Origin of the sequence: Brucella pituitosa, from assembly GCF_003049685.1 — a bacterium.
In the GTDB taxonomy this organism is placed as follows: Bacteria; Pseudomonadota; Alphaproteobacteria; order Rhizobiales; family Rhizobiaceae; genus Brucella; species Brucella pituitosa.
This window is the reverse complement of record NZ_PYSY02000003.1, coordinates 532,876-555,521: the sequence shown is the minus strand read 5'-3', so window position 1 is coordinate 555,521 and position 22,646 is coordinate 532,876. Positions and strand designations below refer to the sequence as shown.

Below are 22,646 nucleotides of genomic sequence, written 5' to 3'. Positions count from 1 at the left end.
AGGCAATATCATGGGTCTCACACAATATTCAGATAACGGTCTGTTCGCACCGCGGAAAATCGCTGATGCGCTGCGTACAACGAGCGATGAAGTCGCCCGTTCCGCAGGATTGGGACGTGACGCAGTACAGCGCAAGGATCGCGTGCAATCTGACAAAACGCAAAAGCGGCTACGCGAGATGGTCGAGATTTTGAACAAGGTCGAACCGCGTTTTGGCTCAGCTCTTATGGCTTATGCCTGGTATCGTTCAGAACCGCTGGCTGGCTTTTCGGGTCAGACTGCAATGCAACTGGTGCTCAATGGCCGAGCCAGCGCAGTGCTCGATTATATTGATGCGATCGACGCCGGGGTTTATGCCTAACCGTGTCAATCAGCTATCGAGATAAACTTTATCGTGCTTTGAATCCCGTCTTTGCCCGGGAACCTCTTTCCGGGCGGGGGGCCGAGATTTATGGCGGACGCTTCAATCCCAAAGGCGTTCCCGCGATTTACGCGTCTCTGAGCATCATGACGGCACTTCGCGAAGCAAACCAGGCCGGTAACCTGCAACCAACGACAATCGTATCTTATGATGCGGAGATCGAAACCATATTCGATTGCAGGGATGATATTGCATTAAAGGCAATGGGACTGGACGCTGCAATGCTTGGGCATGATGGCTGGCGGGAGCAAATGCGATTGAAAGGCGAAGCCGCAACGCAGATTTTTGCAAGACGTTTGATCGCAGATGGTTACAGCGGCTTGCTGGTTCGTAGTTTTGCAAAGGGCGCCAGCCAGGATGATCTCAATCTCGTTCTATGGCGGTGGGGTTCATCGTCCCCTTCCCGCCTCACCTTGATTGATGATGAAAACAGGCTCTCACGCTAAAGGCGCGCCTTCGAAACCATTCACACCTCTCGCGGCATCCGCATTATTCTGCGAAGACACTGCCCGGATTCATTCGGCCGCTCGGATCCAACACACGACGAAATGATCGCATCAGCTCCATACGAACCGGGTCCGAACGCGTAGCAAGTTCTGTGACCAATTTGCGTCCAATACCGTGCTCCGCAGAAAACGTACCGCCAAGTTCGTCAACAACGTCATGAACGTGTTTCATAACATCGGATGTTACTTCTGCGGGGTCAGCAAATCCGGCCCATTCATCATGGGTGAAATGCGCGATGAAGTGGATATTTCCATCTCCGATATGAGACACAATCAGGATCGTTGCTTCGGGATAAATTGCATGAACTGCGTCCGTAGCACGTTCGATCATCTTTGGTACGAGGGCTGGACGCACGGCAATATCATGCGACAAACTATGCCCGTGAAGTTTGTTGGCTTCTGATACTGAATGCCTCAAATGCCAGATATCAGCAGCATGCGCTTCGCTTTGAGCAATGAAGGCGTCTTCAACCAATCCTGCCTCAAATTGCTCTGCCAGCCATTCTTCAAGAGCCACATGAAGTTCTGCCGAAGCATCTGTACTACCAAGTTCGACCAGCAATGACCATTCTGGACGGCTTTCAAGCGGATGCCGAGAGCGCGGAATATGTTGCATAACCAGATCAACCTGATTACCGGACAACAACTCAGCAGCTTGTACTGCAGTGTCAAAGCGATCCTGCAAACCCATCAGGATGGTCACCGCAGTATCCAGATTTGGTAAAGCAATCCAGGCATGCCCAGATGACCGTAGCATGGGCTGCAAACGCAAAGCCGCCGCTGTGATAATTCCCAACGTGCCTTCGGCACCAATAAAAAGGTTCTTTAAGTCATAACCCGTGTTGTTTTTACGTAATGCTTTCAAATCGCTCAATATGCGACCGTCCGGCAGGACAACTTCGATGCCACAAAGCAGCTCACGAATGGGACCATAGCGAAGAGCGCTGGTTCCCCCGGCATTGGTCGATGCAAGGCCACCGATCTGTGCGCTGCCTTCGCTGCCAAGATGCAACGGAATGCGACGATCGACCGTGGCTGCGGCGTCATGAGCCGCAGTCAGCGTTAATCCGGCTTCAACCACAATTACATTCGACGCTTTGTCGATTTCGCGCACCGCATCCAGTCGGCGCAGACCCAAAACAATGGTACGCTCCCGCCCGAGGGGCACTGCGCCCTGACACAATCCTGTGTTGCCACCTTGTGGAACGACCATGCTGCTGTGCTCGTTCGCTATCCGCATGACCGTCGCAACCTGTTCAGTCGTTGCGGGTAGAACAACCGCAATTGCCTGTCCGGTTTTATAGCCACGCCAGTCTGTCAGGAAAGGCTCTTTTTCGTGACCATCCGTCAGTACGTATTGGCTACCAACTGCCTGACGAAGGTCGTTCAGGAAAGCTTCATTGGAGCTGGACTTGGACAACATTTTATTACCTATGAATTCAAACAGCGTATTTTCGAAAAAGTGACGATCAGCCGATCCATTCGGATTGACGGAGCGCAGCGACATTCTGGGCACCTGCAAAGCCGAGAAACAAGCGGAGTTCGTCCCTTAACTGCTCAATCATATCCACGACGCCATCGGCTCCCCCTGCTCCCAGGCCATAGAGTGGTGCGCGCCCGAGAAACACGCCATCAGCCCCCGCGGCCAGCAGCTTTGCTGCATCTGAACCGCGCCTTACGCCACTATCTGCCAGAAGCGTTTTGTGGGTCCCAACAGCATCCCGTATCCTTGGCAGCACATCTATTGGCAAAACAGCACTATCGAGATTGCGGCCCCCATGCGCCGACACCACAACGCCATCACAACCCAGATCGAATATCTCGATTGCGTCAGTTGCAGACAAAACCCCTTTAACCAGAAGTTTGTGCGGCCATCGTTGGCGAAGCTCCTTGACGAAGTCTCGATCAAGCACTGTGTCGAGAGCGAAACGCGGATCGCGGATGGAATCTGTTACAGCTTTGGCAACATCACCCGGATAGTGCGCATAGGAAGGAAAACCCTGCCGCAACAGATATCGCCCCATGACGCCAAGTGTCCAATGCGGATGAAGCATCAGATCCACTGCCAGCGTCGCTGAAAACTGTAGTGGCACTCCAAAACCGTTGCGCCGGTTGTGGACTTTCTTGGGTGATGCTGGTGTATCGACGGTCAACACCAGAGTATCAACTCCACATGCTTTTGCACGTTCAAGCAGTTTCCAGGTTTCGGACCGATCACGCCAAACATAGAGCTGGAACCATAAATCACTGTTGGGCGCACCCGCGGCAATCTGCTCGATACTGGTCGATGACTGCGTTGCGACGACAAAAGGCAGCCCGGCTGCTTTTGCCGCACGCGCCATGAGAACTTCACCGTCGTAGCGGATCATGCCGGCCAGAGCTGTAGGAGCAATCACAAACGGACAGCTATGCGTGCTCCCAAGATATTGAGCCGACAGATCCGGGGCGGAGACCGGACGCAGAACGTTTGGAACAACGCGGCGCGTAGCGAAGCCGTCATGAAGTGCCACGAGGGCTGTTTCAGCTTCCGTTCCTCGATCAATATATTCAAACAAAGCGCGGGGGAGAAAGGCTTTTGCTTGTTCCCGCGCTTCTGCAAAGTCCAGAAATCCCGCCCCGCCTGCCATAGTCTATACGATCCCTTCGGCGCGCAGACCGTCAATAGCTTTGAGTATGAGCGCCTGGGTTGTGTCATTCGGTGCCTTCAAAGGCAAAGAAACAGGCCCCACTGGCAGCCCCAACTGAGCCATCATGGCTTTTAGCGGGCCGGGGTTAACTTCATTAAACAGAGCTGCGAATGTTGGGAGGAGCTTGCGGTGCAGAGCGATCCCATCCGCATAATTTCCGTCTGCAAGCGTATCGTGGATCTGTGTCCAGTAGGCAGGCAGCATAGGCGCGCTGGCAAGAATCCCGCCCTTGGCACCATGCATGATGTGAATGGCGTACATCATGTCATCGCCGGACAACAGCGCAATGCGATCACCAATGGCGGCAGACAACCGATTGAAGTAATAGGCATCGGTGTTGCAAATCTTTGCACCGATGATCGTACCGTCTTCTCCGAGAGCTTTCAGCGTATCGACCGCAGTTACAAAACTGGTCCGCGCTGGCACATCATAATAGACCAGTGGCAAATCGACGGTCTTCCGATACGCGCGGAAATAGTCGATGACGCCCTGCTGGCTCGGAATGACGTAAAACGGAGTTACGAGTAGCAGAGCATCCGCACCTGCTTCTTTAAACGCCTTGCCATGATCTACAGCTTCCGCCCAGCCGGGTGAAACAACACCGGCAACAACCGGAACGCGACCATTCACAATGCGGACAGTTTCCCGGACAACTTCGATCCGCACATTGGCGGAAAGAGCTGTGAATTCACCTGTGCCTCCGACGGGCGCAAGACCCTTTGCGCCACCAGCCAGATTAGCCTCAATAACGGCTTCCAGCTTTGCAACATCGAGCTGTCCATCTTCGGTCAATGGCGTCGGAATTGCGGGATACATTCCCTGCAGATCATAATGCTTCATTGTCGACTATCCGCTTCTGTCTGGTATTTTGATCAAAGCGCACCCCGAAAAGTGTGAACCGGTTTTCGGGCAAGATGCGCGTTAGAAATATAAGGTTAGAGCGCCGATCTGATTCAATCAGATCGAAACGCGCTCTAATGCTCGACCTTGGAAAGGAAGCTCTTCAGGCGTTCGGTTTTAGGTTGACGCAACACCTCTTGCGGTGCTCCAGTCTCGACAACATGCCCGCCTTCCATGAAGATGACTTTTGAAGCAACGTTGCGCGCAAAGCTCATTTCATGTGTGACGACGATCATTGTTGTTCCGTCCGCAGCCAATCCCTGCATCACGTCAAGCACCTCACCAACAAGCTCTGGATCGAGCGCCGATGTTGGTTCGTCAAACAACATGACTTCAGGTTCCAGGGCTAATGCACGTGCAATAGCCACTCGCTGCGCCTGTCCGCCGGAAATCTGATGTGGGTAAAGGCTGATTTTATCTGCCAACCCAACTCGCTGAAGGAGTTTCATGGCCAGCTCTTGCGCCTGAGGCTTCGTCTTCAGCTTGTTAAGCAGTGGTCCCGACATGACATTCTGCAGAACAGTCATGTGGGGGAAAAGATGAAACCCTTGAAAAACCATACCCGTTTTAGCGCGAAAATCTGCTTTTACCCGCTCTGAGAACTTGCTCTTTGGGTGAAAGTCCAGACTCTTGCCCGCAATCTCAATGAGACCTTCTGTTGGCTGCTCGAGCAAATCGAGACAACGAAGCAATGTAGATTTCCCGCAGCCCGAAGGTCCGATAAGAACGGCCACGTCCCCACGATCAACCGACAAATCAATCCCTTTGAGGACTTCATGCGTACCAAATGTTTTGCGCAGGCTTTTGACTTTGATCATCGCACGATCCTCAATGTTTGATTTCGAAACGGTTCGCAATCAGCGTCACGGGAGTGAGGATCGCCAGATAAAGCAATGCTGCAAAGGTGTAGACCTCAAGCGGCCTGTAAGTCTCCATAGTCAGACTGCCGGCCGCATACATAAGATCAGGCACTGCGACTACCGAAAGAAGCGATGTGTTCTTCAGCTGGAGAATTGTCTGACTGACAATTGGCGGGATCATGCGTCGCGTTGCCTGGGGCAGAATGATGTGGCGCATCTTTGTATAATAGGAGAAGCCCAATACGGTTGATGCTTCCCATTGGCCGCGATCGATAGAGATCACACCGGCCCGGAAAATTTCTGCTGCGAAAGCGCCCATATAGAGCGTCAGGCCCAACCCGGCGGCAAACCAATCTGGCAATGTATATCCAGTGAGCATTGGCAGTGCATAGAAGAACCATACAATCTGCACGAGCAGTGGCGTGCAGCGGAAAAGATGTATGTAGGCATTGATGATCCAGGTCAGAACAGGGATGCGCGATACCAGGGCGAGACCTAATACGACACCGATGAGAAGACCAGCCACTGACGTAACAAAGGCATAAGCCACCGTCACACCAATAGCATTAAGCCACAATTGTCCGTCCTGAATTACGGACCAGTCAAATTGGTACATCCGAATGTACTCCCATTTTTGCGGCCGTGCTGAATCCGGATCAGGTGGCCTTTTTTCCGCAGCTAGCTTGATTCGAAGTCGAAGAAAAGCTTTTTCACTCAAATTATTTCATTTTAATCGTATTGCGATTATTTTTAATTGATATGAGATCTTATTTGTTAATAATATGGAAAATTACAATTTTAATTCCTGACTTAGTACCCCATAACGATTTTTCGCTTGTCGTAGATAATTAGAAAAAGACAAGGTGTAGCCGGGCAATTTAAAGCTCTCCAGAGAAGGGCACTTGAAGGGAATAAGATATGATGAAGATGGTTGCAGCTGCGCTTTTGGCTTGTGCGAGTATCACAATGAGTGCGCCAGCAATGGCTGAATCGGTATGGGACAAGATCGAACGTACCGGTGAAGTTGTGTGCGGCGGCGTGAGAAATTATCCACCGACATCGTTTCACGTGGGAGGTGAACTTGAATATGCTGGCTACGGCCCGCGGGTCTGCCGGAAGATGGCAGCGGATCTCGGCAAAGCCATGGGTAAAGAACTCAAGCTGAAATGGCGTGAAGTGACATGGCAGAGCATTGTTCTCGACCTGCAGTCCGGTCGTCTTGATATTTTCCCAGGCATGACCGCAACTGAAGAGCGCAAAAAGGCTTTGGCCATGGCGGGACCCGTCTGGCAGATGTCGGATTGCGTTATTGGCGCCAAGGGCAAAGAACCTAAGGCGACATGGGCAGAGTATAACTCCCCCAATGTTACCTTCGCTATGGTGACGGGTGCTGCACAGACTGCGTTCATCAAGCAGGATATGCCAGATGCTAAAATCATGAGCCTCAAAGAAATGAGCGAAGCCATCATGGCCGTACAATCTGGCCGCGCTGATTACATGCTTCAGGAGCTGCCGATCTGTATAAAGACCTTTGAAAGCGCCCGTGGTGTCTTCTCAAGCTACACTGTCCCAGAACCAGTACACGGCATCCCTGTTTCAGCTGCTACACGTAAGGATGAAGATGGCCGCGTTCAGGAGTTCCTCCAGAAATGGGCCGACGAAAACCGCGCAAACCAGACTATTGTTCCACTGCTCCTTGAAGGTTTCAAAGATGCAGGCATGGATACGTCAGCTCTGCCTGAAGGCATTCGCTTCTAAAAAATCTGGAAAGGTGCCGGGACTCGGCACTTTTTCCTTTCCATTGCAGAATTGTCGGCTTTCGATCTTTGGGCAAATGGAAAATTCTTTAGCTATCTGAGAACAAATAATAATTATTGACTAGATGAATGGTATCGGGAATGCCATGTCAAAGGCAGAGGATAGGCTTGAAATGGCAAAAAGCGATGAAGAACATGATGACCCTATGATGGTCAGAGCGGTTGAAAAAGCTTTTCGTGTTCTTGAAACTTTCGACCCTCTTCATTCTCGCCAGACTTTGACGCAATTGGCCCAACGAGCTGGCATCGACCGTTCAGCAGCCCAGCGTTTTGCACATACATTGCTCAATCTCGGCTACTTACAGAAAGTGCCAGGCAGCAAAACATATGAGCTGGCGGCCAAGTCTTTGAATATGGCCTACCGATACACACGCTCGAGCCTACTCGTGCAGAGAGCTCACCCCTATCTGCTTCATCTCAATCGCAGCACCGGAGAAACGATTTCTCTCACCTTGCTCGACGATACGGATATCATTTATCTTGCACGTTATCTGTCATCAAACACGCTTGATAATGACGTCATTGTTGGTAGCAGGCTACCGGCATATTGCTCAGCGGCGGGATTGGTCTTTCTGGCTGGTCTTGATGACGCCCAAATCCACGATATTCTGGCGCGCAGCGACTTACGAGCCTATACGCCCAAAACGGTTTTTGATCCGGAAAAAATCTGGCGACGCATTTACGAAACACGCCAACGCGGATTTGCTATCGCAGAAGAGCAGGTTTACACCAATGATATTGCATTGGCTGCGCCCATTTATTTACCCGATGGACACACAACTGCAGCTGCAGTCCTTGCAGCTTCGAACCTGCGCTACAATGAAGACACGCTGATAAGGCAATTTGTCCCCATGATGATTTCGGCAACGCGTTCAGTTACACAAATTCTGGCGTGAACATCTTCACGAAAACTAGGAAGAAGCTGTTTCAACGCAGTTTTTGCCCTGCGATTTCGCTTCATAAAGCGCCATATCAGCTTTGCGCAAAATACTATCGAATGTCGATGATGTATTCTTCTGCTTAGCCACACCAATCGATACAGTCACTTTTATTTTTACATCTCCAATGGCGAAGACATCGCGTTCAATTTTTTTTCGGATCGCCTCCGTGGCAGTTGTGGCCAATTCGCTGTTGGCCTCACCGAAGATAATCACAAACTCTTCCCCGCCAGAGCGTGCAACAAAATCCCCCTGTTCCATCGAATCCTGCAGTTGAAAAGCGACATGTTTAAGTACCTTGTCACCAACATCGTGACCATGACTGTCGTTGATCAGCTTGAAATTATCGATATCAAGAACTGCCACCGCGTGGTGAGTTTCTCGATCGCTGGTAGTTTTAAATCTTTCGCTACCAACTTCATTCAATGTTCTGCGATTGGGGAGCCCTGTCAGATAATCGTTAGAGGCAGCACGCTCCCAACGACGCCGTACTTGATCCGTGCACATGAGTATAAAAGTGGTAGTTCCAATAATAGGGAGAATTGCAAGAAACAGTGGTGTGACCGAGTTCATCCAGTTGGAATTATTTGTAATATCTAACGCTACACTGGGGCTCACGCCCAGGTAAAAAAGTGCCCGTGCTGCGGTAGCACTTAAAGCAGCTATGTACAGTGAAAGCAGCATCACACGACTGCGCGATCCATCTCTGTAACGACGGCTGGCAAGGATGCGAATGCTCGCGGCCATCAACCATATCCAGACAATGGAAACAATCACGATACGCGCCAGTGTGTTTGGCGAGAAAATCACAAAATACGTAAAAGGCATCATCGCCAGAATGAAAAGAACCCAAGGAAACAGGGTGTCTTTCAGATTATGAAACTGCCTGATTGCCGTATAGTACAGGCATACGCCTGCAAAAAGACAGGCGTTCGCCACTGTCACCGTAACGCTGGGCGGCACGATTTTGCCAACCGCAAAGGTGGCACATCCCAGTGCAACGAACAGCGTTGCCCACATCCAACTCATGGCAGCAGGTCGCAACGCGACCGGAAAGTCACGATTGATTGCGCTCAGCATGCCGCCATTGACGAGAATAATCAAAGTGACGGTTAAAAAAACCGATTTGGCGTCCACTTTTCCTTCCCCCCAATCAAACCTCCCGCCTCATGTTGATTGCCATTAAAACCGTCCAACCGAGTGCTTTGTTCCAAACTAATCGGTATTTCATAATTTTATGATTAATGTATTTCAAAACATATGAGCACACTCATGTTCAGCAAAGGTTCATAAACTTTTAGCTAACGAATTCGTGATGTCGCCTGACTTTGCTCTAAATCAGCAAATAATGATGGCGGCATCAAACGTCGTGTTTGATCAGGATTTGATGAAATAGGGCGTGCAGTTTCCGCCTTCCTAAGGAGAGGGATAATGAGTATTCGTTCCAAGCTTTTAGCAACCGTTGTTTTGCCGGCATTTTCAGCAACCATCATGATGCAGCCGGTTAAAGCAGAAACGTCTGGAGCGCCAATCATCCTCGCGCAGGATAGCGGTGAACAGCCTTCCGACGATCAATCGCTCCGCCAACAACAGGCGGAAGAAATGGAACGGGAAGCAGAGGAATCCCGCCGCCAAGCTGCAGAACAACAGCGCGCAGCCAAAGAGGAAAACCGTCGGATAGCCGAAGAACAGCAGCGTGCGGCACAGGAAGAAGCCGACCGTCAGGCCGCCGAGCAGCAACGTGCGGCTGAACAGGCGGAGCGCGAGGCCGCAGAACAACAACGCAAAGTCGATCAGCAGAATGCAATCGAAGAAGAAGCACGTCAAAAAGAAGCCGAAGACGCTGCGCGACAGGCTGCTGAGCAACAGAAAGCAGCTGAAGAGGAAGCCAGACGCGTAGCAGAACAGCAGCAGAAAGCGGCTCAGGAAGAAGCTGATCGGCAGGCGGAAGAACAAAAGCGTGCGTCCGAGCAGGCACAGCGTGATGCAGCCGAACAGCAGAAAAGTGCCGAGCAGCAAAAGGCAATCGAGGACGAAGCCAAAAGGCAAGCCAATGAGGCTGCGGAGCAGTCCAAGCCAAAGGAAAATCCGGATCAGCAATCAGAGCCCGCTCAGCCTGAAGAGGCCCCTGCGGCCCCGGTTGATCAGGAACCGATAAAGCAGCCGGAAGAGCCAGCTGCCCCTCAGGCCCAGCCCGAGCAACTTGAACCACAATCACCCGCTCCCGATGAAAAGCCTCAGGATGTTGAACCCGTTCCAGCAGAACAGCCGGATCAGCAGCAGCCACAGCCACAACCTGAGCAAGAAGCGCAGCAGCCTGCAAATAGTCCGGCGCCAGAGCCCAAGGCTGAAATTGTCGACGAACGAACAACCGAGCAGAAGCAGGAAATCGCGAAAGATCCCGCCAGCACAGATGAAACTGTCGTTCTACCGGTCGAAAACGGAGCTGCCATTCTTGATAGTGACAAGGATGCCGACAATTCCGGGGGCAATCAGTCCCGAGAAGAGCGCCGTAAACAACGTGAACAACAACGCGCTGCCGACGAACAAAAAGCACCACCGCCCACGGATGATGCCGCGGCTCAGGTTGAAATTCCTGCCGAGGTGAAAGCCGCCCTGCCACAAAAAATCGAGGCCAATCTCAAAGAAGAAGGCACGCGTATCAAGGATGCACCAGCTTTCGTGGTTCCGGACACCACCAACATCGTCAACAACACGGTTATAAATAATACCGTCATTAACAACAACACGGTCAACAATGTGACGAACGTGAAGGTTGTCGAACAGGTTGATAACCGGGTCATTCTGGAAACAGGTGACCGTATTTTTGTTCGTGGCGATGATCGCCCTCGCCTGCGTCGTGACGCAGAAAGCACTTACTATGATGAGTTGCCGCGTGGCCGCCTGCGCGAAACCATCGTTCGCCCCGGTGGCTATGAGATCGTGACTGTTTATGACCGTTATGGCGATATTTTACAGCGCTCACGTATCGACCGCGATGGAAATGAATATCTGATGATCTATGCGCCAGAATATGATGACAATCCGCGCGCTGCGATCTTCGACGTTGGATATGATCTGCCTCCGATGCGACTGACCATTCCTGTCAATGACTATATCATTGATGTGGCAGCGGACCCTGAACGCGACTTCTATGATTTCCTCGCCTTGCCGCCTGTCGAGCGTGTCGAGCGCGTCTACACAATTGATGAGGTTCGCCACTCCGCTCGCTTGCGTGACAAGGTCCGCCGTATCGATCTCGACACGATCCATTTTGCGACCGGCAGTGCAGAGGTCTCCCTGTCTCAGGCCAAAACCTTGCGCAAAGTGGCGAATGCAATGCAAAAAGTGCTCGCCAAGGATCCGGGTGAAACCTTCTTCATTGAAGGGCATACAGATGCCGTCGGCTCGGATCGGTCAAATCTTGTACTTTCGGACCGGCGCGCAGAATCCGTGGCAAGCCTGCTTACGGAAGTCTACGATATCCCGGCAGAAAACCTCGTAACGCAAGGCTACGGCGAACGGTTTTTGAAAATTCGCACGCAATCGGCGGAACAGGAGAACCGCCGCGTAACGATCAGGCGTGTAACGCCGTTAGTGCGCCCTGTTGCTCAAAGATAAACCTTAATATGTTCGGCCGGCCAGGCGTAAACAGCCTGACCGGCCGAGCATATGCACTTGGCTTAGGCCTGGACGAACTGCACCTTCATTGTGGCGGGATCGCCACCTTTTTTTGTAAAGAACGGCAGCATTTCTTCAATAGACAGGCGATGTGACACCAGACGGGCCATGTGGCCTTTATCCTTTTGCAGAATTTCCAACGCTTGCGGAATATTGCGATTAAGCGAATGCGAGCCCGCAATGCGTATCTGGCGACGGAATATCTCAAACGGCGCTACGGAAATACGTGCGTCAGGTGCACAAACGCCAAATACCAGCACAGTGCCACCATCTGCCGTGAAGCCGACCATACCTTCCGCAACCTTGGCAATGCCGGTTGCATCGGCGACGAAATCAAAACTCCTTTTCCGCGCTTCAAGTGCATCTGAGCCCGAAACCAACGGTTCAAGTCCAAGGCTCTCGGTGAATGCCAGACGGTGCTCATTGATATCTGCAACGGAAACTTTCGCCACACCTTGCGCTTTGAGCGAAAGCGCAAGCAGCAAGCCTATCGGCCCGGCGCCAAATATCAGTGCTGTCTCAGCTCCTTGCGGGCCGGTTTTCAGTTCGGCTGCCCCAAGGCCGTTAAGCACACAAGCCAGCGGCTCCGCCAGAGCGGCAACATCGAAAGGCAGGTCGCCAATAAGATGCAAGTGCTGTGCGTTGATCAGACTTTTGTCCGCAAAGCCACCATTATGGGTAACGCCGTAGGCCTTAAGGTCGGCGCAGAGATTGGTTAGCCCTTTCTGGCAGGCGCGGCAGTGTCCACACGGTATGTTCGGATCAATCGCCACGCGATCACCTGGCTTTACGTTGGTCACATCTTCAGCAACCGCAAGCACAACACCCACATATTCATGCCCCGGCACAAGTGGAAATGCGCTTGAACCATAGCGTCCATGCAGCACGTCTATATCAGTGTGGCAGAGACCCGACGCCTTTACATCAATCAAGGCATGGCCGGGCTTTAGTTCCGGGTCGGGCAGTTGGGCAAGTTCCGCAATGCCATGTCCGGTAAAATATATGGCTTTCATTTCTGCACCTTAGAGCGCATCCCGAAAGCTATGAACGAGCGTTCGGAAAAGATGCGCGTTGGAAAATCATCAGAACGCCGATCTGTTTCGATCAGATCGGTGTTCTGATGGATGGCTCAAGCCATCCAGTTGCCACCGTCGACACCAAAAGTCTGGGCGAGGATATAATCGCTGTCAGACGACGCAAGGAATACGGCCATGCCTGTAATATCTTCAGGCGTCGCAAAGCGACCAATCGGAACCGACTTCGCCACCGCAGCTTTTTTCTCTCCGGGCTTGAGTCCCTCCCATTTGGCAAAATTGGCATCGACCACTTCCCAATGCTCGCCATCAACAACGCCCGGCGCAATCGCATTGACCTGAATATTGTGCTTTACCAGAGCGAGCGCTGCCGATTGGGTTGCTGAAATAATCGCGGCTTTGGAGAGGCAATAGAGCGTCACCAATGCTTCGCCACGACGGCCAGCCTGGCTCGCCATATTGATGATTTTACCGCCGCGCCCGCGCGCGATCATCACATTGGATACCGCTTTCATCATGAAAAGCGGACCTTTGAGATTGATACCGAGGACACGTTCATAACTGTCTTCGGTGATCGCATTGATAGGTGCCATATCGAAGATTGCGGCATTGTTGACCAGAATGTCGATGCTACCATATTCCTTATCGATATCCGCCACGACTTTATCGATATCTGCAAGATTGGTCACATCGAGTTTAACCGCTTTCACGGCGCCGCCCAGGCTACGCGCCGCCTCTTCCGCACGCTCAATATTGATGTCGGCGATGATAACTTTCGCACCCTCGCGCGCATAGGCTTCAGCGAAGCCTAGACCAATACCGCGTGCGGCACCGGTGATAAGGGCAACTTTGTCTTTCAGTCTCGTGGGCATGCTCATGGGAAGTCTCCGGGAGAGTTATTCTCTGCACTCAACGGTGCGTTTTCTTTTCGGAAAGCAGAAGCGGATGACGTTCACGCCGCTCGAGCGCCAATCCATCAGATTTAAAAAGATGGGCGTCAGCCGGGTTAAAGCCAAGATTGGCGATTTCATGCGCGCGCGCGGTGCTGCCGCCACCTGCTTCAGAAACAATCAGATCTTTCGCAGCAGAATTCTGGACGTAAAGGTACGTTTCACCACCCAGACGTTCCACGACCATGATCTCACCATCCAAAGTGCCATCGGGGGCTGGATGAAGATGTTCAGGACGTATACCGAGAACCAGAGGTGCTCCGATATCGACACCAACGTTCTTGACTGGCACCGTCACACTATTGCCGTTCGTAAGCACGACCGTAACGCCGTCTGCATCGAGTGCTTTCACCTGAACATCAATGAAGTTCATTGTTGGAGAGCCTATGAACCCCGCAACGAACTGATTGACAGGATGATGATAGAGTTCAAGCGGTGAGCCAAGTTGCTCAACCATACCATCACGCAGGACAACAATCTTATCAGCAAGCGTCATCGCTTCTACCTGATCATGCGTCACGTAAATCATGGTTGCATTCAGACGATCGTGCAGACGAGCAAGCTCGATACGCATCTGCACACGCAACGCAGCATCAAGGTTCGACAGAGGTTCATCAAAGAGAAAAATCTTCGGCTCGCGTACCATTGCACGACCAATGGCAACACGCTGGCGCTGACCACCAGAGAGCTGGCGTGGCTTACGATCCAAAAATTTATCGAGCTGGAGCGTCTTCGCCACCTCTTCGACCTTGCGATCACGCTCCGACTTGGAAACGCCTGCCAGTTTAAGCGCAAAACCCATATTGTCGCGCACATTCATATGCGGATAAAGCGCATAGGTCTGGAATACCATCGCCAAACCGCGTTCATCAGGCGGCACATCATTGCATTGCTGACCATCGATCATAAGATCACCACCGGTTATTTCCTCAAGCCCGGCGATCATGCGCAGAAGCGTGGACTTACCCGATCCTGACGGGCCGACAAACACAACAAACTCACGATCCTCAATATTGAGATCAACGCCTTTGATGACATCGACATTGCCGTAGGATTTGGTGGCATTATGGAAAGAAAGCGTAGCCATAGGGTTCCCTTTATTTCACGGCGCCGAAAGTAAGACCGCGCACCAGCTGACGCTGGGTGATCCAACCAAAGACAAGAATTGGCGCGATGGCGAGCGTGGAAGCCGCCGAGAGTTTTGCCCAGAAAAGTCCTTCCGGCGATGAGAAGGACGCGATGAATGCTGTCAGCGGACCTGCCTTGGATGCCGTCAGATTGAGACTCCAGAATGCTTCGTTCCAGCAAAGAATGATCGAGAGAAGGGCCGTTGACGCAATTCCGGGCAAACTAAGTGGCAGCAACAGATAACGGATCTGTTGTCCCACTTTCGCGCCATCCATGCGGCTGGCCTCTAGAATTTCATGGGGGACTTCCTTGAAGAAGGAATAGAGCATCCAGACGACAATCGGCAGATTGGACAATGTGAAGATGATGATGAGGCCCGTGCGCGTATCGAGCATTCCGCTGTCGCGAGCAAGCAGGTAGATCGGCACCAAAACACCCACAGCTGGAAGCATTTTAGTTGAAAGCATCCAAAGCAGCAGGTCCTTGGTGCGCTTGCCCGGAAAAAACGCTGCTGCATAAGCTGCAGGCACCGCGATGACAAGCGAGAGGATCGTTGCGCCCAAGCTTTCAACGACACTATTCATCGCGTAGCGAAAATAATCCGCCCGCTGATTGACCGCTGTGAAGTTCTCAAGCGTTGGCGAGAAGAACAGCTTCGGCGGAGCCACAGCGTCAATTTCCGTTTTGAACGCTGCGAGTAACATCCAGAGGATGGGAAAGAACATCAGGAGCGCCACTACCCAGCCGATGATACCGGCAGAGAATGTGGCTTTGTTGAATTTACGTTTTGCAGCCATCTCAGCCTCCTAGTTATCCAGATTACGCGCGACGGTACGGATGAGGAAAATGGCGACGATATTGGCAAGAACGATGGCAATTACACCAGCCGCCGATGCCCCGCCGATATCCCACTGCAAGAGCGCTTTGAGATAGATGAAATAGGTGAGTGTGGTGGTAGCAATACCTGGACCGCCTGAAGTCGTGACAAGAATTTCTGCAAAAATCGACAGAAGGAAGATCGTCTCGATCATGATGACAACCGAGATCGGTCGTAAAAGATGCGGCAGGATGATGTAGTAAAACATTGCCGGGCCTTTGGCCCCATCAAGGCGGGCAGCTTCCATTTGCTCGCGATCCAGCGACTGCATTGCGGTCATCAGAATAAGCGTTGCAAAAGGCACCCATTGCCATGAAACAATCATGATGATTGAAGCCATTGGGAACTGCGAAAACCAGTCGATCACCGGCAGGCCAAAGCTACGCGAAATAAACGCGAAGAAGCCATTCACCGGATGCATCAGTAAGTTCTTCCAGATCAGTGCTGACACTGTCGGCATGACGAAAAATGGCGCAATGACCAAAAGCCGCGCTATGTTCTTGCCGAAGAAATCCTGATCGAAAATAACTGCAAACAAGACACCCATCACAATGGATATGGCTAAGACAGACCCAAGCAGGATCAATGTGTTAGCAATTGCAGACCAAAGTCCTGGATCAGAAAGAAGAAACGAATAGTTTGAAACACCGGCAAAGCCCGTCACGAAGGGATTTATCAGATTGTAATACTGAAATGAAAACCACAGCGTCATCGCCAGTGGCACGATCATCCATAACAGTAGCACAATCACTGCTGGCGCAAGCAGAGGGCCGGTACGGATACTGCGGCGCGACCTGGATGCAAAACGAGGTTTGGTGCCGGTGACGGCAACATTGCTAGATGGCATTGAATGCCCCTCCCTTTCCGCTGATACCCTCACTCCACTAAGAGCCTGCGAAAATTGGAGCAGTTCCGATTAAAGTCAAAACGTCGGAACTGCTCTAACTGATTGGTTCGTCGCATTATTCCCCACAAAAAATGGTCTACACTTTTGCTGGAAATGCTCCAAACCTGCTGCCCATTTTTAGATCGGCAGCAGATATCGGCAAGTGCTGACTACTTGATATAGCCGGCCTGCGTCATCATTTGTTCAGCCTGTCGCTGTGCGCCGTCAAGCGCCGCATCAACACTTTGCTGACCAGCCACAGCCGAAGAAATCGCCTGACCTACAATCGTCCCGATTGCCTGAAATTCCGGGATCGCTACGAACTGGATGCCTGTGTAGGGAACCGGGTCCTTGGTAGGCTTTGTCGGATCAGCGGACTCGATAGCTGTGAGAACAGTTTCAGCGAAGGGCGCAGCCTTTTTGTAGTTCTCATTGGAGTACGTTGATTGGCGTGTGCCTGGGGGAACTGCGACCCAGCCTTCCTTCTCACCGACCAGCTCCACATATTTCTTGGAGGTCGCCCATTTGAGGAATGACTTTGCGGCTTCCGCCTTGCTGGTCGATGCCGGAATCGCAAGGTTCCACGACCAGGCCCATGCCGAGCCATTCGGCGTCACTTCAACAGGCGCTTTGGTGAAAGCCACCTTGTCGGCTACCTGGCTCTGTGTCTTGTCGTAGATGCGTCCGGCTGCAGATGTCGCATCAATCCACATCGCGCAATGACCGGTCGAGAACAGTGCCTGATTTTCATTGAAACCATTCGACGTAATTCCAGGAGGGCCTGCTTCTTTCATCAGATCGACGTAGAAGTTAATTGCCTTCTTCCATTCGTCTGAGTTGATCTGCGGCTTCCATTGCTCATCGAACCAACGACCACCAAATGTGTTTACGAGCGTGCCCAGATAGGCCATGTTTTCGCCCCAGCCCGGCTTGCCGCGCAGGCAGAGACCGTACTGCTCTTTGGACTTATCAGTGAGCTTGGTGGCGAATTCCTTGATCTGCTCATAGGTCGGCTCATCCGGCATTTTCAGGCCAGCAGCATCAAACAGATCCTTGCGGTAAAGTGTGAATGAGCTTTCTGCATAGAATGGGACGGCATAGAGCTTATCCTCAACCGTCAGGCCTGCACGGACGGGCTTGATGAGATCGTCATAGTCGTAATCGTCACCAAGGTCATCGACTTCGAGCAGCCATCCGGCCTTGCCCCAGATCGGCGCTTCGTAACCACCGATGGTCATGATATCGAACTGACCGCTCTTAGTCGCGATGTCAGTCGTAACACGCTGACGCAGGACGTTTTCTTCGAGAACGACCCAGTTAAGCTTGTTGCCGGTTTCCTTTTCCCATTCCGACGACAGTTTCTGCATGATGATCATGTCAGCGTTATTTACGGTGGCAATAGTCAGCTCCTCAGCTGAAGCAGCCCCAGAAATAATGGCTAGCCCCGCAACTGACGCAATTAGCCCAGCTACATAAGATTTGGTTCGCATATCGTCTCCTCCTTTACGAATGCATAGCAAAATTCTTACATGTGTAAAATTTATGAACAGTAGTTTGCTGCTTGTCAAGCAAGGCTTTTATGCGAATTCTGAGGAGTGATATGCTATCAGCAAAAGCTCATATACGATAAGAAATATTCTGTTTTACTACCCAAAAATAGGTAGACCTCTCTTCGTGTCTTTTCGCAAAAGCGAAATTATTAATTTGAATTCAAATATCTACGCCGAATACGCAGTGCCAAAAAATCTGAATATTGGTAGAGATTACGCGATGTATAACTTTGGCCGCAATCTCTGTGCGAACCAATGATCAGAATTTGGTATTAGAGCCCATCCCGAAAAGTGTGAAACCGATTTCGGACAAAGATGAGCGTTAAAACAAATATTTAGAGCGCCGATCTGATCCAATCAGATCGAAACCCGCTCTAAGCTGAACCGCGCATAATAAGATGGCTATCAAGGCGGCGTACTTCCGTTTCAATGGCAGCACCACTTTCTTGCGCATTGATGCGTGAGAACAGCATATCAAGCCCGAGCTGAGCGATATTGCGATAATCCTGAGCAACTGTTGTCAATGGCGGACAGGTGAAGCGACTAAGGGGGTGATCATCATGACCAGCCACACGAAAATCGCAGCCTTCCTCACGTCCGACATGGCGTCTGCGCTCAAATGCAGCAGAGATCACTCCAAAAGCAAGGCGGTCATTCGCACAGAGTACGGTCCGGGTTGGAAAGCCACCACGATCAAGAATCCGACCTGCTTCCTGATATCCCAATTCCTCAAAATTCCAGTTCTTCGCCGTCATCGGCAAAACAATTGGTTCAGTGCCAAGTCGTTCCATTGTCGCTATATAAGCGGCGCGACGGTCAAGCGCATTCTGATTGACGGCAGGCATTTCCAGAAAGCATGGATGCTCTCCAGTCCGGCACAAATATTCAGTTATGTTGCCGATACTCTGACGATTATCCGTACCGACAAATGGCTGATCTTCACTGATACGGTTATCGAGAAAAACCACTGGCATTGAATTTGAAAGACTGGCCAGAAGCTTGGCGTCAGTGTCAAAACCCAGCGGCGCCATGAGAACGCCCGCGATCTTAAGCGACATCAGCGTGCGCATCGCACGCGCCTCCAGTTTTCTATCGCCGTGTGAGGACAACACAATTGTCCAATACCCTTCTGCAAGACAACGCATTTCGATCTGACGGATTATTTCCGCATAAAAGGGATCCGAAATATGCGGAACAATGACGCCGATGTTCTTTGGCTTCTTGCGGTTAAGGCTTACAGCAAAGATATTGGGCTGATAGTTGTAGTCTTTAAGAGCCTTTTCAATGCGAGCACGGGTCGAAGGTTTAACGCTCTCAGGATTGTCAAAATACTTGGACACAGTGGGGCGAGACAGGCCGCTTGCCACGGCAAACTCCTCCATCGTCCTGATCTTGTTATCACCCATTATGCGCTCTTCCCGATCCAACCAGAATGTCAACTGGCAGGCCCATTTTCTTTCTATGCGTAAAATTTTTTTTACACAGAAGCAACCCGAATTTATATTTCATACCGTTTCGACACTGATTTTTCATACAAATTTCGAGGGACTTTCGTGATTATGCAGTATTTAAATCGTTATAAATTTTACACGTGATAATTTTTATATTGACTCGCTGAACAAGCTCTATCATGTCTAGGGGAAGCCCGGTTTCGGGTTAAAGGAGGAACCTGCCCTTCGGGGAGGTTTCATGATCGGCAACGGTCTTGAGCCAGCAGGAAACCATTTTTGTGTCCCAAATCAGAAGGACGATCCGGCGGGTGCCGGTTCTATTCGGAGGAAATCATGTTTCGCAAATCGATCGGCCGCATTCTCTTTTCCGGTGTAGCCCTTGCCTTGATGGCGGGTGCAGCTTCTGCTGAAGGTATCGGCGCATCGCTTCTCACCCAGCAGCATCCATTCTATATCTCGCTCGCAGACGCGATGAAAAAGGAAGCGCAGGCCGAGAATGTGCCGCTTGAAGTGTCTATTGCCAATCAGGATCTGAGCAAGCAGCTCGCCGATGTAGAAGATTTCATCACCAAAGGCGTTGACGTCATCATTATCTCGCCCGTTGACAGCAAGGGCGTACGATCGGCAATCAACAAGGCGGAAAAGGCAGGCATCAAGGTCATCACAGTTGACGTTCCTGCCAACAATATCGAGGTCACATCTTTCGTCGGCACAGACAATTTCGCTGGCGGCGAGAAGGCAGGCGATCTGATGGCAAAATCGGTCGGTGAAAAGGGCAATGTTGCCGTGATCGAATACCCGACCGTACAGTCTGTGGTAGATCGTGTTGAAGGTTTCAAGAAAGCCATCGCCAACTATCCGGACATCAAGATCGTATCGATCCAGCCGGGCATCACTCGTTCTGAAGCCCTGGCTGCGGCGCAAAACATCATTCAGGCCAATCCCGATATCGTTGGCATCTTCGGCTTTGGTGATGACGCAGCTCTCGCAGCAGCTTCTGCTGTGAAAGCGGCCAAGCTCGAAAACCAAGTCAAGGTCATTGGCTTTGACGGTATGGAAGAAGCCCGCAATGCTGTTAAGAACGATCCGGTTATGGTTGGCGTTATCGCCCAGTATCCAGACCAGATGGGCAAGGTTGCCGTTGAAACTGCTGTGAAGGTAATCAAGGGCGAGAGCGTTCCTGCCAAGCAGCCGATCGTACCAGGCGTCGTCACCAAAGACGGCGAAACCAAGTAACACCGCGTGAAACGGCGGCACTCCTCCCAGTCGCCGTTTCCATTCCGCGCGCGGCAGCTTTTGCGACACCACACGCCTGAGCTGCCGCAGCGTCTTCATCGACAGCAGATCCTGAGCGCTCATCGTTTCGCCGCGCGGGCATTTGCAATATAACGGAGAGCGGAGGCCCAAAATGACAGCCACCAATTCCGCCCAAGCCATAAGCCCGGATTTGATGAACGATACAGTGCTTGAAATCCGCGATATCGCGAAATCGTTCGGTCCGGTGATTGCGCTCAAGCGTATGAACCTGACTGTCCGTCGCGGGCGTGTTCACACGCTTCTCGGCGAAAACGGTGCCGGCAAATCAACATTGATGAAAATCCTTGCGGGGGTTTTCAAGCCAACGGCTGGTTCAATCACGCTCAAGGGAACAGCCTATGCACCCAGGAACCCGCGCGATGCACGCTCCCATGGCATTTCGATTGTGTTTCAGGAACTGAGCCTCTGCCGCAATCTCTCTGTTGCAGAAAACATTTTTGCAAATAATGAACCAAGCAGGTTTGGCTTTATTCGCAACGCTGAGCTGAATGCAGAAGCCGACAGACTGATCGACGAACTCGGCCTGCCGATCGATGTACGCGCCAAGGTCGGCGATCTTTCAATTGCGCAGCGACAGCTCGTTGAAATCGCTAAGGGGCTGAGCCAACCCGCCGACGTCGTCATCCTTGATGAGCCAACGTCTTCACTTTCCGACAGTGAAGCAGAAATCCTTTTCTCGATTATTGAGCGGCTAAAGGCACGTGGCACAGCCGTAATCTACATTTCTCATCGCATGGAAGAAATCATGCGGCTTTCCGACGACATTACTGTCGTTCGCGATGGCGAATATGTCACTACCATGAAAAAAGGTCAGACCAGCATAGACAAGCTGATTGCACTGATGGTCGGACGCGAGATGAGTGACATCTATCCGCCGCGAGAGGCTCCTCGTCCATCGGCAATCGTTCCGCCAATTCTCGCAACCAAAAATCTCAGCGTGCCCGGCAAATTTCACGATGTTTCCATCGATGTGAAACCGGGTGAAGTGCTGGGATTATTCGGGCTCGTTGGTTCAGGCCGTTCAGATGTCATGAAGGCTTTGTTCGGCATGCTCCAGCCAACGGGCGAGATCCTGCTGGACGAGAAGCCGATAACATTGGCTTCACCAGCCGATGCCATCCGCAATGGCATCGCTTTTGTGACCGAAAACCGCAAGGAAGAAGGCCTGGTTCTGCCACACAGCGTAGAACGCAATATCAATATGGTGGCGCTTGGTCAGCTTGCAGGTCCATTTGGCATGATGCGCTCATCTGCGGAACGCTCGAGCGCGAAAGCGGAAGTGCTGCGCCTTGTCATCAAGACTGCTTCGCTTGACACCATTGCAGGCTCACTCAGCGGCGGCAACCAGCAAAAAATCGTATTGGCTAAATGGCTCCAGATGAAGCCACGCATACTGATCCTTGACGAACCCACGCGCGGCGTCGATGTCGGTGCGAAATTCGAAATCTATCGCATCATCCGTGAACTCGCCGCCAATGGTGCGGCAATCCTGATGGTTTCCTCCGAACTGCCGGAAGTGCTGGGTCTCAGCGACCGTGTGGCTGTCATGCATGACAAACATGTCGCCGCCGTTCTTGATGCAGATGGCCTCACACCCGAAACCGTCATGAGCTACGCAGCAGGAATGCACAAATGAGCAACGC

Annotated in this window: 20 protein-coding genes; 7 read left to right on the top strand and 13 right to left on the bottom strand. The window is 51.6% G+C overall.

Features of this window, described 5'->3' with window-relative positions:
- The first annotated feature begins 10 nt into the window (after nucleotides 1–10).
- Together C9380_RS22880 and C9380_RS22875 are read left to right on the top strand one after the other, a co-directional pair.
- Nucleotides 11–361 carry an MbcA/ParS/Xre antitoxin family protein gene (locus C9380_RS22880; protein WP_024899124.1) on the top strand — a complete coding sequence of 117 codons (351 nt, stop codon included), beginning with the start codon at nucleotides 11–13 and terminating at the stop codon, nucleotides 359–361.
- A gap of 8 nt (nucleotides 362–369) precedes the next feature.
- A complete protein-coding gene (locus C9380_RS22875; RefSeq protein WP_128094853.1) occupies nucleotides 370–867 on the top strand; it encodes an RES family NAD+ phosphorylase in 498 nt (165 codons plus the stop codon).
- Nucleotides 868–910: 43 nt separating this feature from the next.
- Here the strand turns inward: C9380_RS22875 and C9380_RS22870 are convergent, their stop codons facing one another.
- The 5 genes from C9380_RS22870 to C9380_RS22850 all read right to left on the bottom strand — a co-directional run bounded on the left by C9380_RS22870 (nucleotide 911) and on the right by C9380_RS22850 (nucleotide 5,990).
- On the bottom strand, nucleotides 911–2,434 hold the full coding sequence (locus C9380_RS22870; protein ID WP_247877628.1) for an FAD-binding oxidoreductase: 1,524 nt from the start codon (nucleotides 2,432–2,434) through the stop codon (nucleotides 911–913).
- The gene (locus tag C9380_RS22865) at nucleotides 2,397–3,554 is read right to left on the bottom strand and encodes an alpha-hydroxy acid oxidase (protein WP_128094786.1); all 1,158 of its coding nucleotides are present in this window, start codon (nucleotides 3,552–3,554) and stop codon (nucleotides 2,397–2,399) included. Before C9380_RS22865 ends, C9380_RS22870 begins: the two co-directional genes overlap by 38 nt.
- Before the next feature lie 3 nt (nucleotides 3,555–3,557).
- Nucleotides 3,558–4,454 carry a dihydrodipicolinate synthase family protein gene (locus C9380_RS22860; protein WP_024899120.1) on the bottom strand — a complete coding sequence of 299 codons (897 nt, stop codon included), beginning with the start codon at nucleotides 4,452–4,454 and terminating at the stop codon, nucleotides 3,558–3,560.
- A gap of 134 nt (nucleotides 4,455–4,588) precedes the next feature.
- A complete protein-coding gene (locus C9380_RS22855; RefSeq protein WP_128094785.1) occupies nucleotides 4,589–5,332 on the bottom strand; it encodes an amino acid ABC transporter ATP-binding protein in 744 nt (247 codons plus the stop codon).
- Between the two features lie 10 nt (nucleotides 5,333–5,342).
- The gene (locus C9380_RS22850) at nucleotides 5,343–5,990 is read right to left on the bottom strand and encodes an amino acid ABC transporter permease (RefSeq protein WP_105535084.1); all 648 of its coding nucleotides are present in this window, start codon (nucleotides 5,988–5,990) and stop codon (nucleotides 5,343–5,345) included.
- Nucleotides 5,991–6,292: 302 nt separating this feature from the next.
- Here C9380_RS22850 and C9380_RS22845 point away from each other — a divergent pair, with 302 nt between their 5' ends.
- Both C9380_RS22845 and C9380_RS22840 read left to right on the top strand, forming a co-directional pair.
- Nucleotides 6,293–7,132, top strand: a complete 840-nt coding sequence (locus tag C9380_RS22845) for a transporter substrate-binding domain-containing protein (RefSeq protein WP_024899117.1) — start codon at nucleotides 6,293–6,295, stop codon at nucleotides 7,130–7,132.
- Between the two features lie 172 nt (nucleotides 7,133–7,304).
- Nucleotides 7,305–8,087 (top strand): IclR family transcriptional regulator, encoded by a 783-nt coding sequence (locus C9380_RS22840; protein ID WP_036567869.1) that lies wholly within the window; start codon nucleotides 7,305–7,307, stop codon nucleotides 8,085–8,087.
- Nucleotides 8,088–8,102: 15 nt separating this feature from the next.
- Here C9380_RS22840 and C9380_RS22835 read toward each other — a convergent pair whose 3' ends face one another.
- The gene (locus C9380_RS22835) at nucleotides 8,103–9,266 is read right to left on the bottom strand and encodes a GGDEF domain-containing protein (protein ID WP_128094784.1); all 1,164 of its coding nucleotides are present in this window, start codon (nucleotides 9,264–9,266) and stop codon (nucleotides 8,103–8,105) included.
- Nucleotides 9,267–9,560: 294 nt separating this feature from the next.
- Between C9380_RS22835 and C9380_RS22830 the strand changes: the two genes are divergently transcribed.
- Entirely contained in the window at nucleotides 9,561–11,750 is a 2,190-nt protein-coding gene (locus C9380_RS22830) for an OmpA family protein (RefSeq protein WP_128094783.1), read from the top strand.
- A gap of 62 nt (nucleotides 11,751–11,812) precedes the next feature.
- Here the strand turns inward: C9380_RS22830 and C9380_RS22825 are convergent, their stop codons facing one another.
- From C9380_RS22825 to C9380_RS22795, 7 genes are all read right to left on the bottom strand, one after another.
- Nucleotides 11,813–12,823: a zinc-dependent alcohol dehydrogenase family protein gene (locus C9380_RS22825; protein WP_128094782.1), complete on the bottom strand. Its 1,011-nt coding sequence runs from the start codon at nucleotides 12,821–12,823 to the stop codon at nucleotides 11,813–11,815.
- Nucleotides 12,824–12,939: 116 nt separating this feature from the next.
- Complete coding sequence (locus C9380_RS22820; protein WP_128094851.1) at nucleotides 12,940–13,716, bottom strand: L-iditol 2-dehydrogenase; 777 nt, start codon at nucleotides 13,714–13,716, stop codon at nucleotides 12,940–12,942.
- Between the two features lie 37 nt (nucleotides 13,717–13,753).
- Nucleotides 13,754–14,881 carry an ABC transporter ATP-binding protein gene (locus tag C9380_RS22815; RefSeq protein ID WP_128094781.1) on the bottom strand — a complete coding sequence of 376 codons (1,128 nt, stop codon included), beginning with the start codon at nucleotides 14,879–14,881 and terminating at the stop codon, nucleotides 13,754–13,756.
- A gap of 10 nt (nucleotides 14,882–14,891) precedes the next feature.
- Nucleotides 14,892–15,719 carry a carbohydrate ABC transporter permease gene (locus tag C9380_RS22810; protein WP_024899082.1) on the bottom strand — a complete coding sequence of 276 codons (828 nt, stop codon included), beginning with the start codon at nucleotides 15,717–15,719 and terminating at the stop codon, nucleotides 14,892–14,894.
- 9 nt (nucleotides 15,720–15,728) lie between these two features.
- Nucleotides 15,729–16,646: a carbohydrate ABC transporter permease gene (locus C9380_RS22805; RefSeq protein WP_100557869.1), complete on the bottom strand. Its 918-nt coding sequence runs from the start codon at nucleotides 16,644–16,646 to the stop codon at nucleotides 15,729–15,731.
- 209 nt (nucleotides 16,647–16,855) lie between these two features.
- Nucleotides 16,856–18,175, bottom strand: a complete 1,320-nt coding sequence (locus tag C9380_RS22800) for an ABC transporter substrate-binding protein (protein WP_024896999.1) — start codon at nucleotides 18,173–18,175, stop codon at nucleotides 16,856–16,858.
- A 434-nt stretch (nucleotides 18,176–18,609) separates the two neighbouring features.
- Nucleotides 18,610–19,641, bottom strand: a complete 1,032-nt coding sequence (locus C9380_RS22795; protein ID WP_024896998.1) for a LacI family DNA-binding transcriptional regulator — start codon at nucleotides 19,639–19,641, stop codon at nucleotides 18,610–18,612.
- A gap of 378 nt (nucleotides 19,642–20,019) precedes the next feature.
- Here C9380_RS22795 and C9380_RS22790 point away from each other — a divergent pair, with 378 nt between their 5' ends.
- Nucleotides 20,020–20,922: a substrate-binding domain-containing protein gene (locus C9380_RS22790; protein WP_128094780.1), complete on the top strand. Its 903-nt coding sequence runs from the start codon at nucleotides 20,020–20,022 to the stop codon at nucleotides 20,920–20,922.
- 172 nt (nucleotides 20,923–21,094) lie between these two features.
- A complete protein-coding gene (locus C9380_RS22785) occupies nucleotides 21,095–22,639 on the top strand; it encodes a sugar ABC transporter ATP-binding protein (protein ID WP_128094779.1) in 1,545 nt (514 codons plus the stop codon).
- The last annotated feature ends 7 nt before the right edge of the window (nucleotides 22,640–22,646 follow it).

Excerpts from the sequence above, each read along its gene's own strand:
- C9380_RS22880 (WP_024899124.1), top strand. The coding sequence starts at position 11 with ATGGGTCTCACACAATATTCAGATAACGGTCTGTTCGCACCGCGGAAA.
- C9380_RS22870 (WP_247877628.1), bottom strand. The coding sequence starts at position 2,434 with ATGTCGCTGCGCTCCGTCAATCCGAATGGATCGGCTGATCGTCACTTT.
- C9380_RS22865 (WP_128094786.1), bottom strand. The coding sequence starts at position 3,554 with ATGGCAGGCGGGGCGGGATTTCTGGACTTTGCAGAAGCGCGGGAACAA.
- C9380_RS22860 (WP_024899120.1), bottom strand. The coding sequence starts at position 4,454 with ATGAAGCATTATGATCTGCAGGGAATGTATCCCGCAATTCCGACGCCA.
- C9380_RS22855 (WP_128094785.1), bottom strand. The coding sequence starts at position 5,332 with ATGATCAAAGTCAAAAGCCTGCGCAAAACATTTGGTACGCATGAAGTC.
- C9380_RS22850 (WP_105535084.1), bottom strand. The coding sequence starts at position 5,990 with ATGTACCAATTTGACTGGTCCGTAATTCAGGACGGACAATTGTGGCTT.
- C9380_RS22845 (WP_024899117.1), top strand. The coding sequence starts at position 6,293 with ATGATGAAGATGGTTGCAGCTGCGCTTTTGGCTTGTGCGAGTATCACA.
- C9380_RS22840 (WP_036567869.1), top strand. The coding sequence starts at position 7,305 with ATGGCAAAAAGCGATGAAGAACATGATGACCCTATGATGGTCAGAGCG.
- C9380_RS22830 (WP_128094783.1), top strand. The coding sequence starts at position 9,561 with ATGAGTATTCGTTCCAAGCTTTTAGCAACCGTTGTTTTGCCGGCATTT.
- C9380_RS22825 (WP_128094782.1), bottom strand. The coding sequence starts at position 12,823 with ATGAAAGCCATATATTTTACCGGACATGGCATTGCGGAACTTGCCCAA.
- C9380_RS22820 (WP_128094851.1), bottom strand. The coding sequence starts at position 13,716 with ATGCCCACGAGACTGAAAGACAAAGTTGCCCTTATCACCGGTGCCGCA.
- C9380_RS22815 (WP_128094781.1), bottom strand. The coding sequence starts at position 14,881 with ATGGCTACGCTTTCTTTCCATAATGCCACCAAATCCTACGGCAATGTC.
- C9380_RS22810 (WP_024899082.1), bottom strand. The coding sequence starts at position 15,719 with ATGGCTGCAAAACGTAAATTCAACAAAGCCACATTCTCTGCCGGTATC.
- C9380_RS22805 (WP_100557869.1), bottom strand. The coding sequence starts at position 16,646 with ATGCCATCTAGCAATGTTGCCGTCACCGGCACCAAACCTCGTTTTGCA.
- C9380_RS22800 (WP_024896999.1), bottom strand. The coding sequence starts at position 18,175 with ATGCGAACCAAATCTTATGTAGCTGGGCTAATTGCGTCAGTTGCGGGG.
- C9380_RS22795 (WP_024896998.1), bottom strand. The coding sequence starts at position 19,641 with ATGGGTGATAACAAGATCAGGACGATGGAGGAGTTTGCCGTGGCAAGC.
- C9380_RS22790 (WP_128094780.1), top strand. The coding sequence starts at position 20,020 with ATGTTTCGCAAATCGATCGGCCGCATTCTCTTTTCCGGTGTAGCCCTT.
- C9380_RS22785 (WP_128094779.1), top strand. The coding sequence starts at position 21,095 with ATGACAGCCACCAATTCCGCCCAAGCCATAAGCCCGGATTTGATGAAC.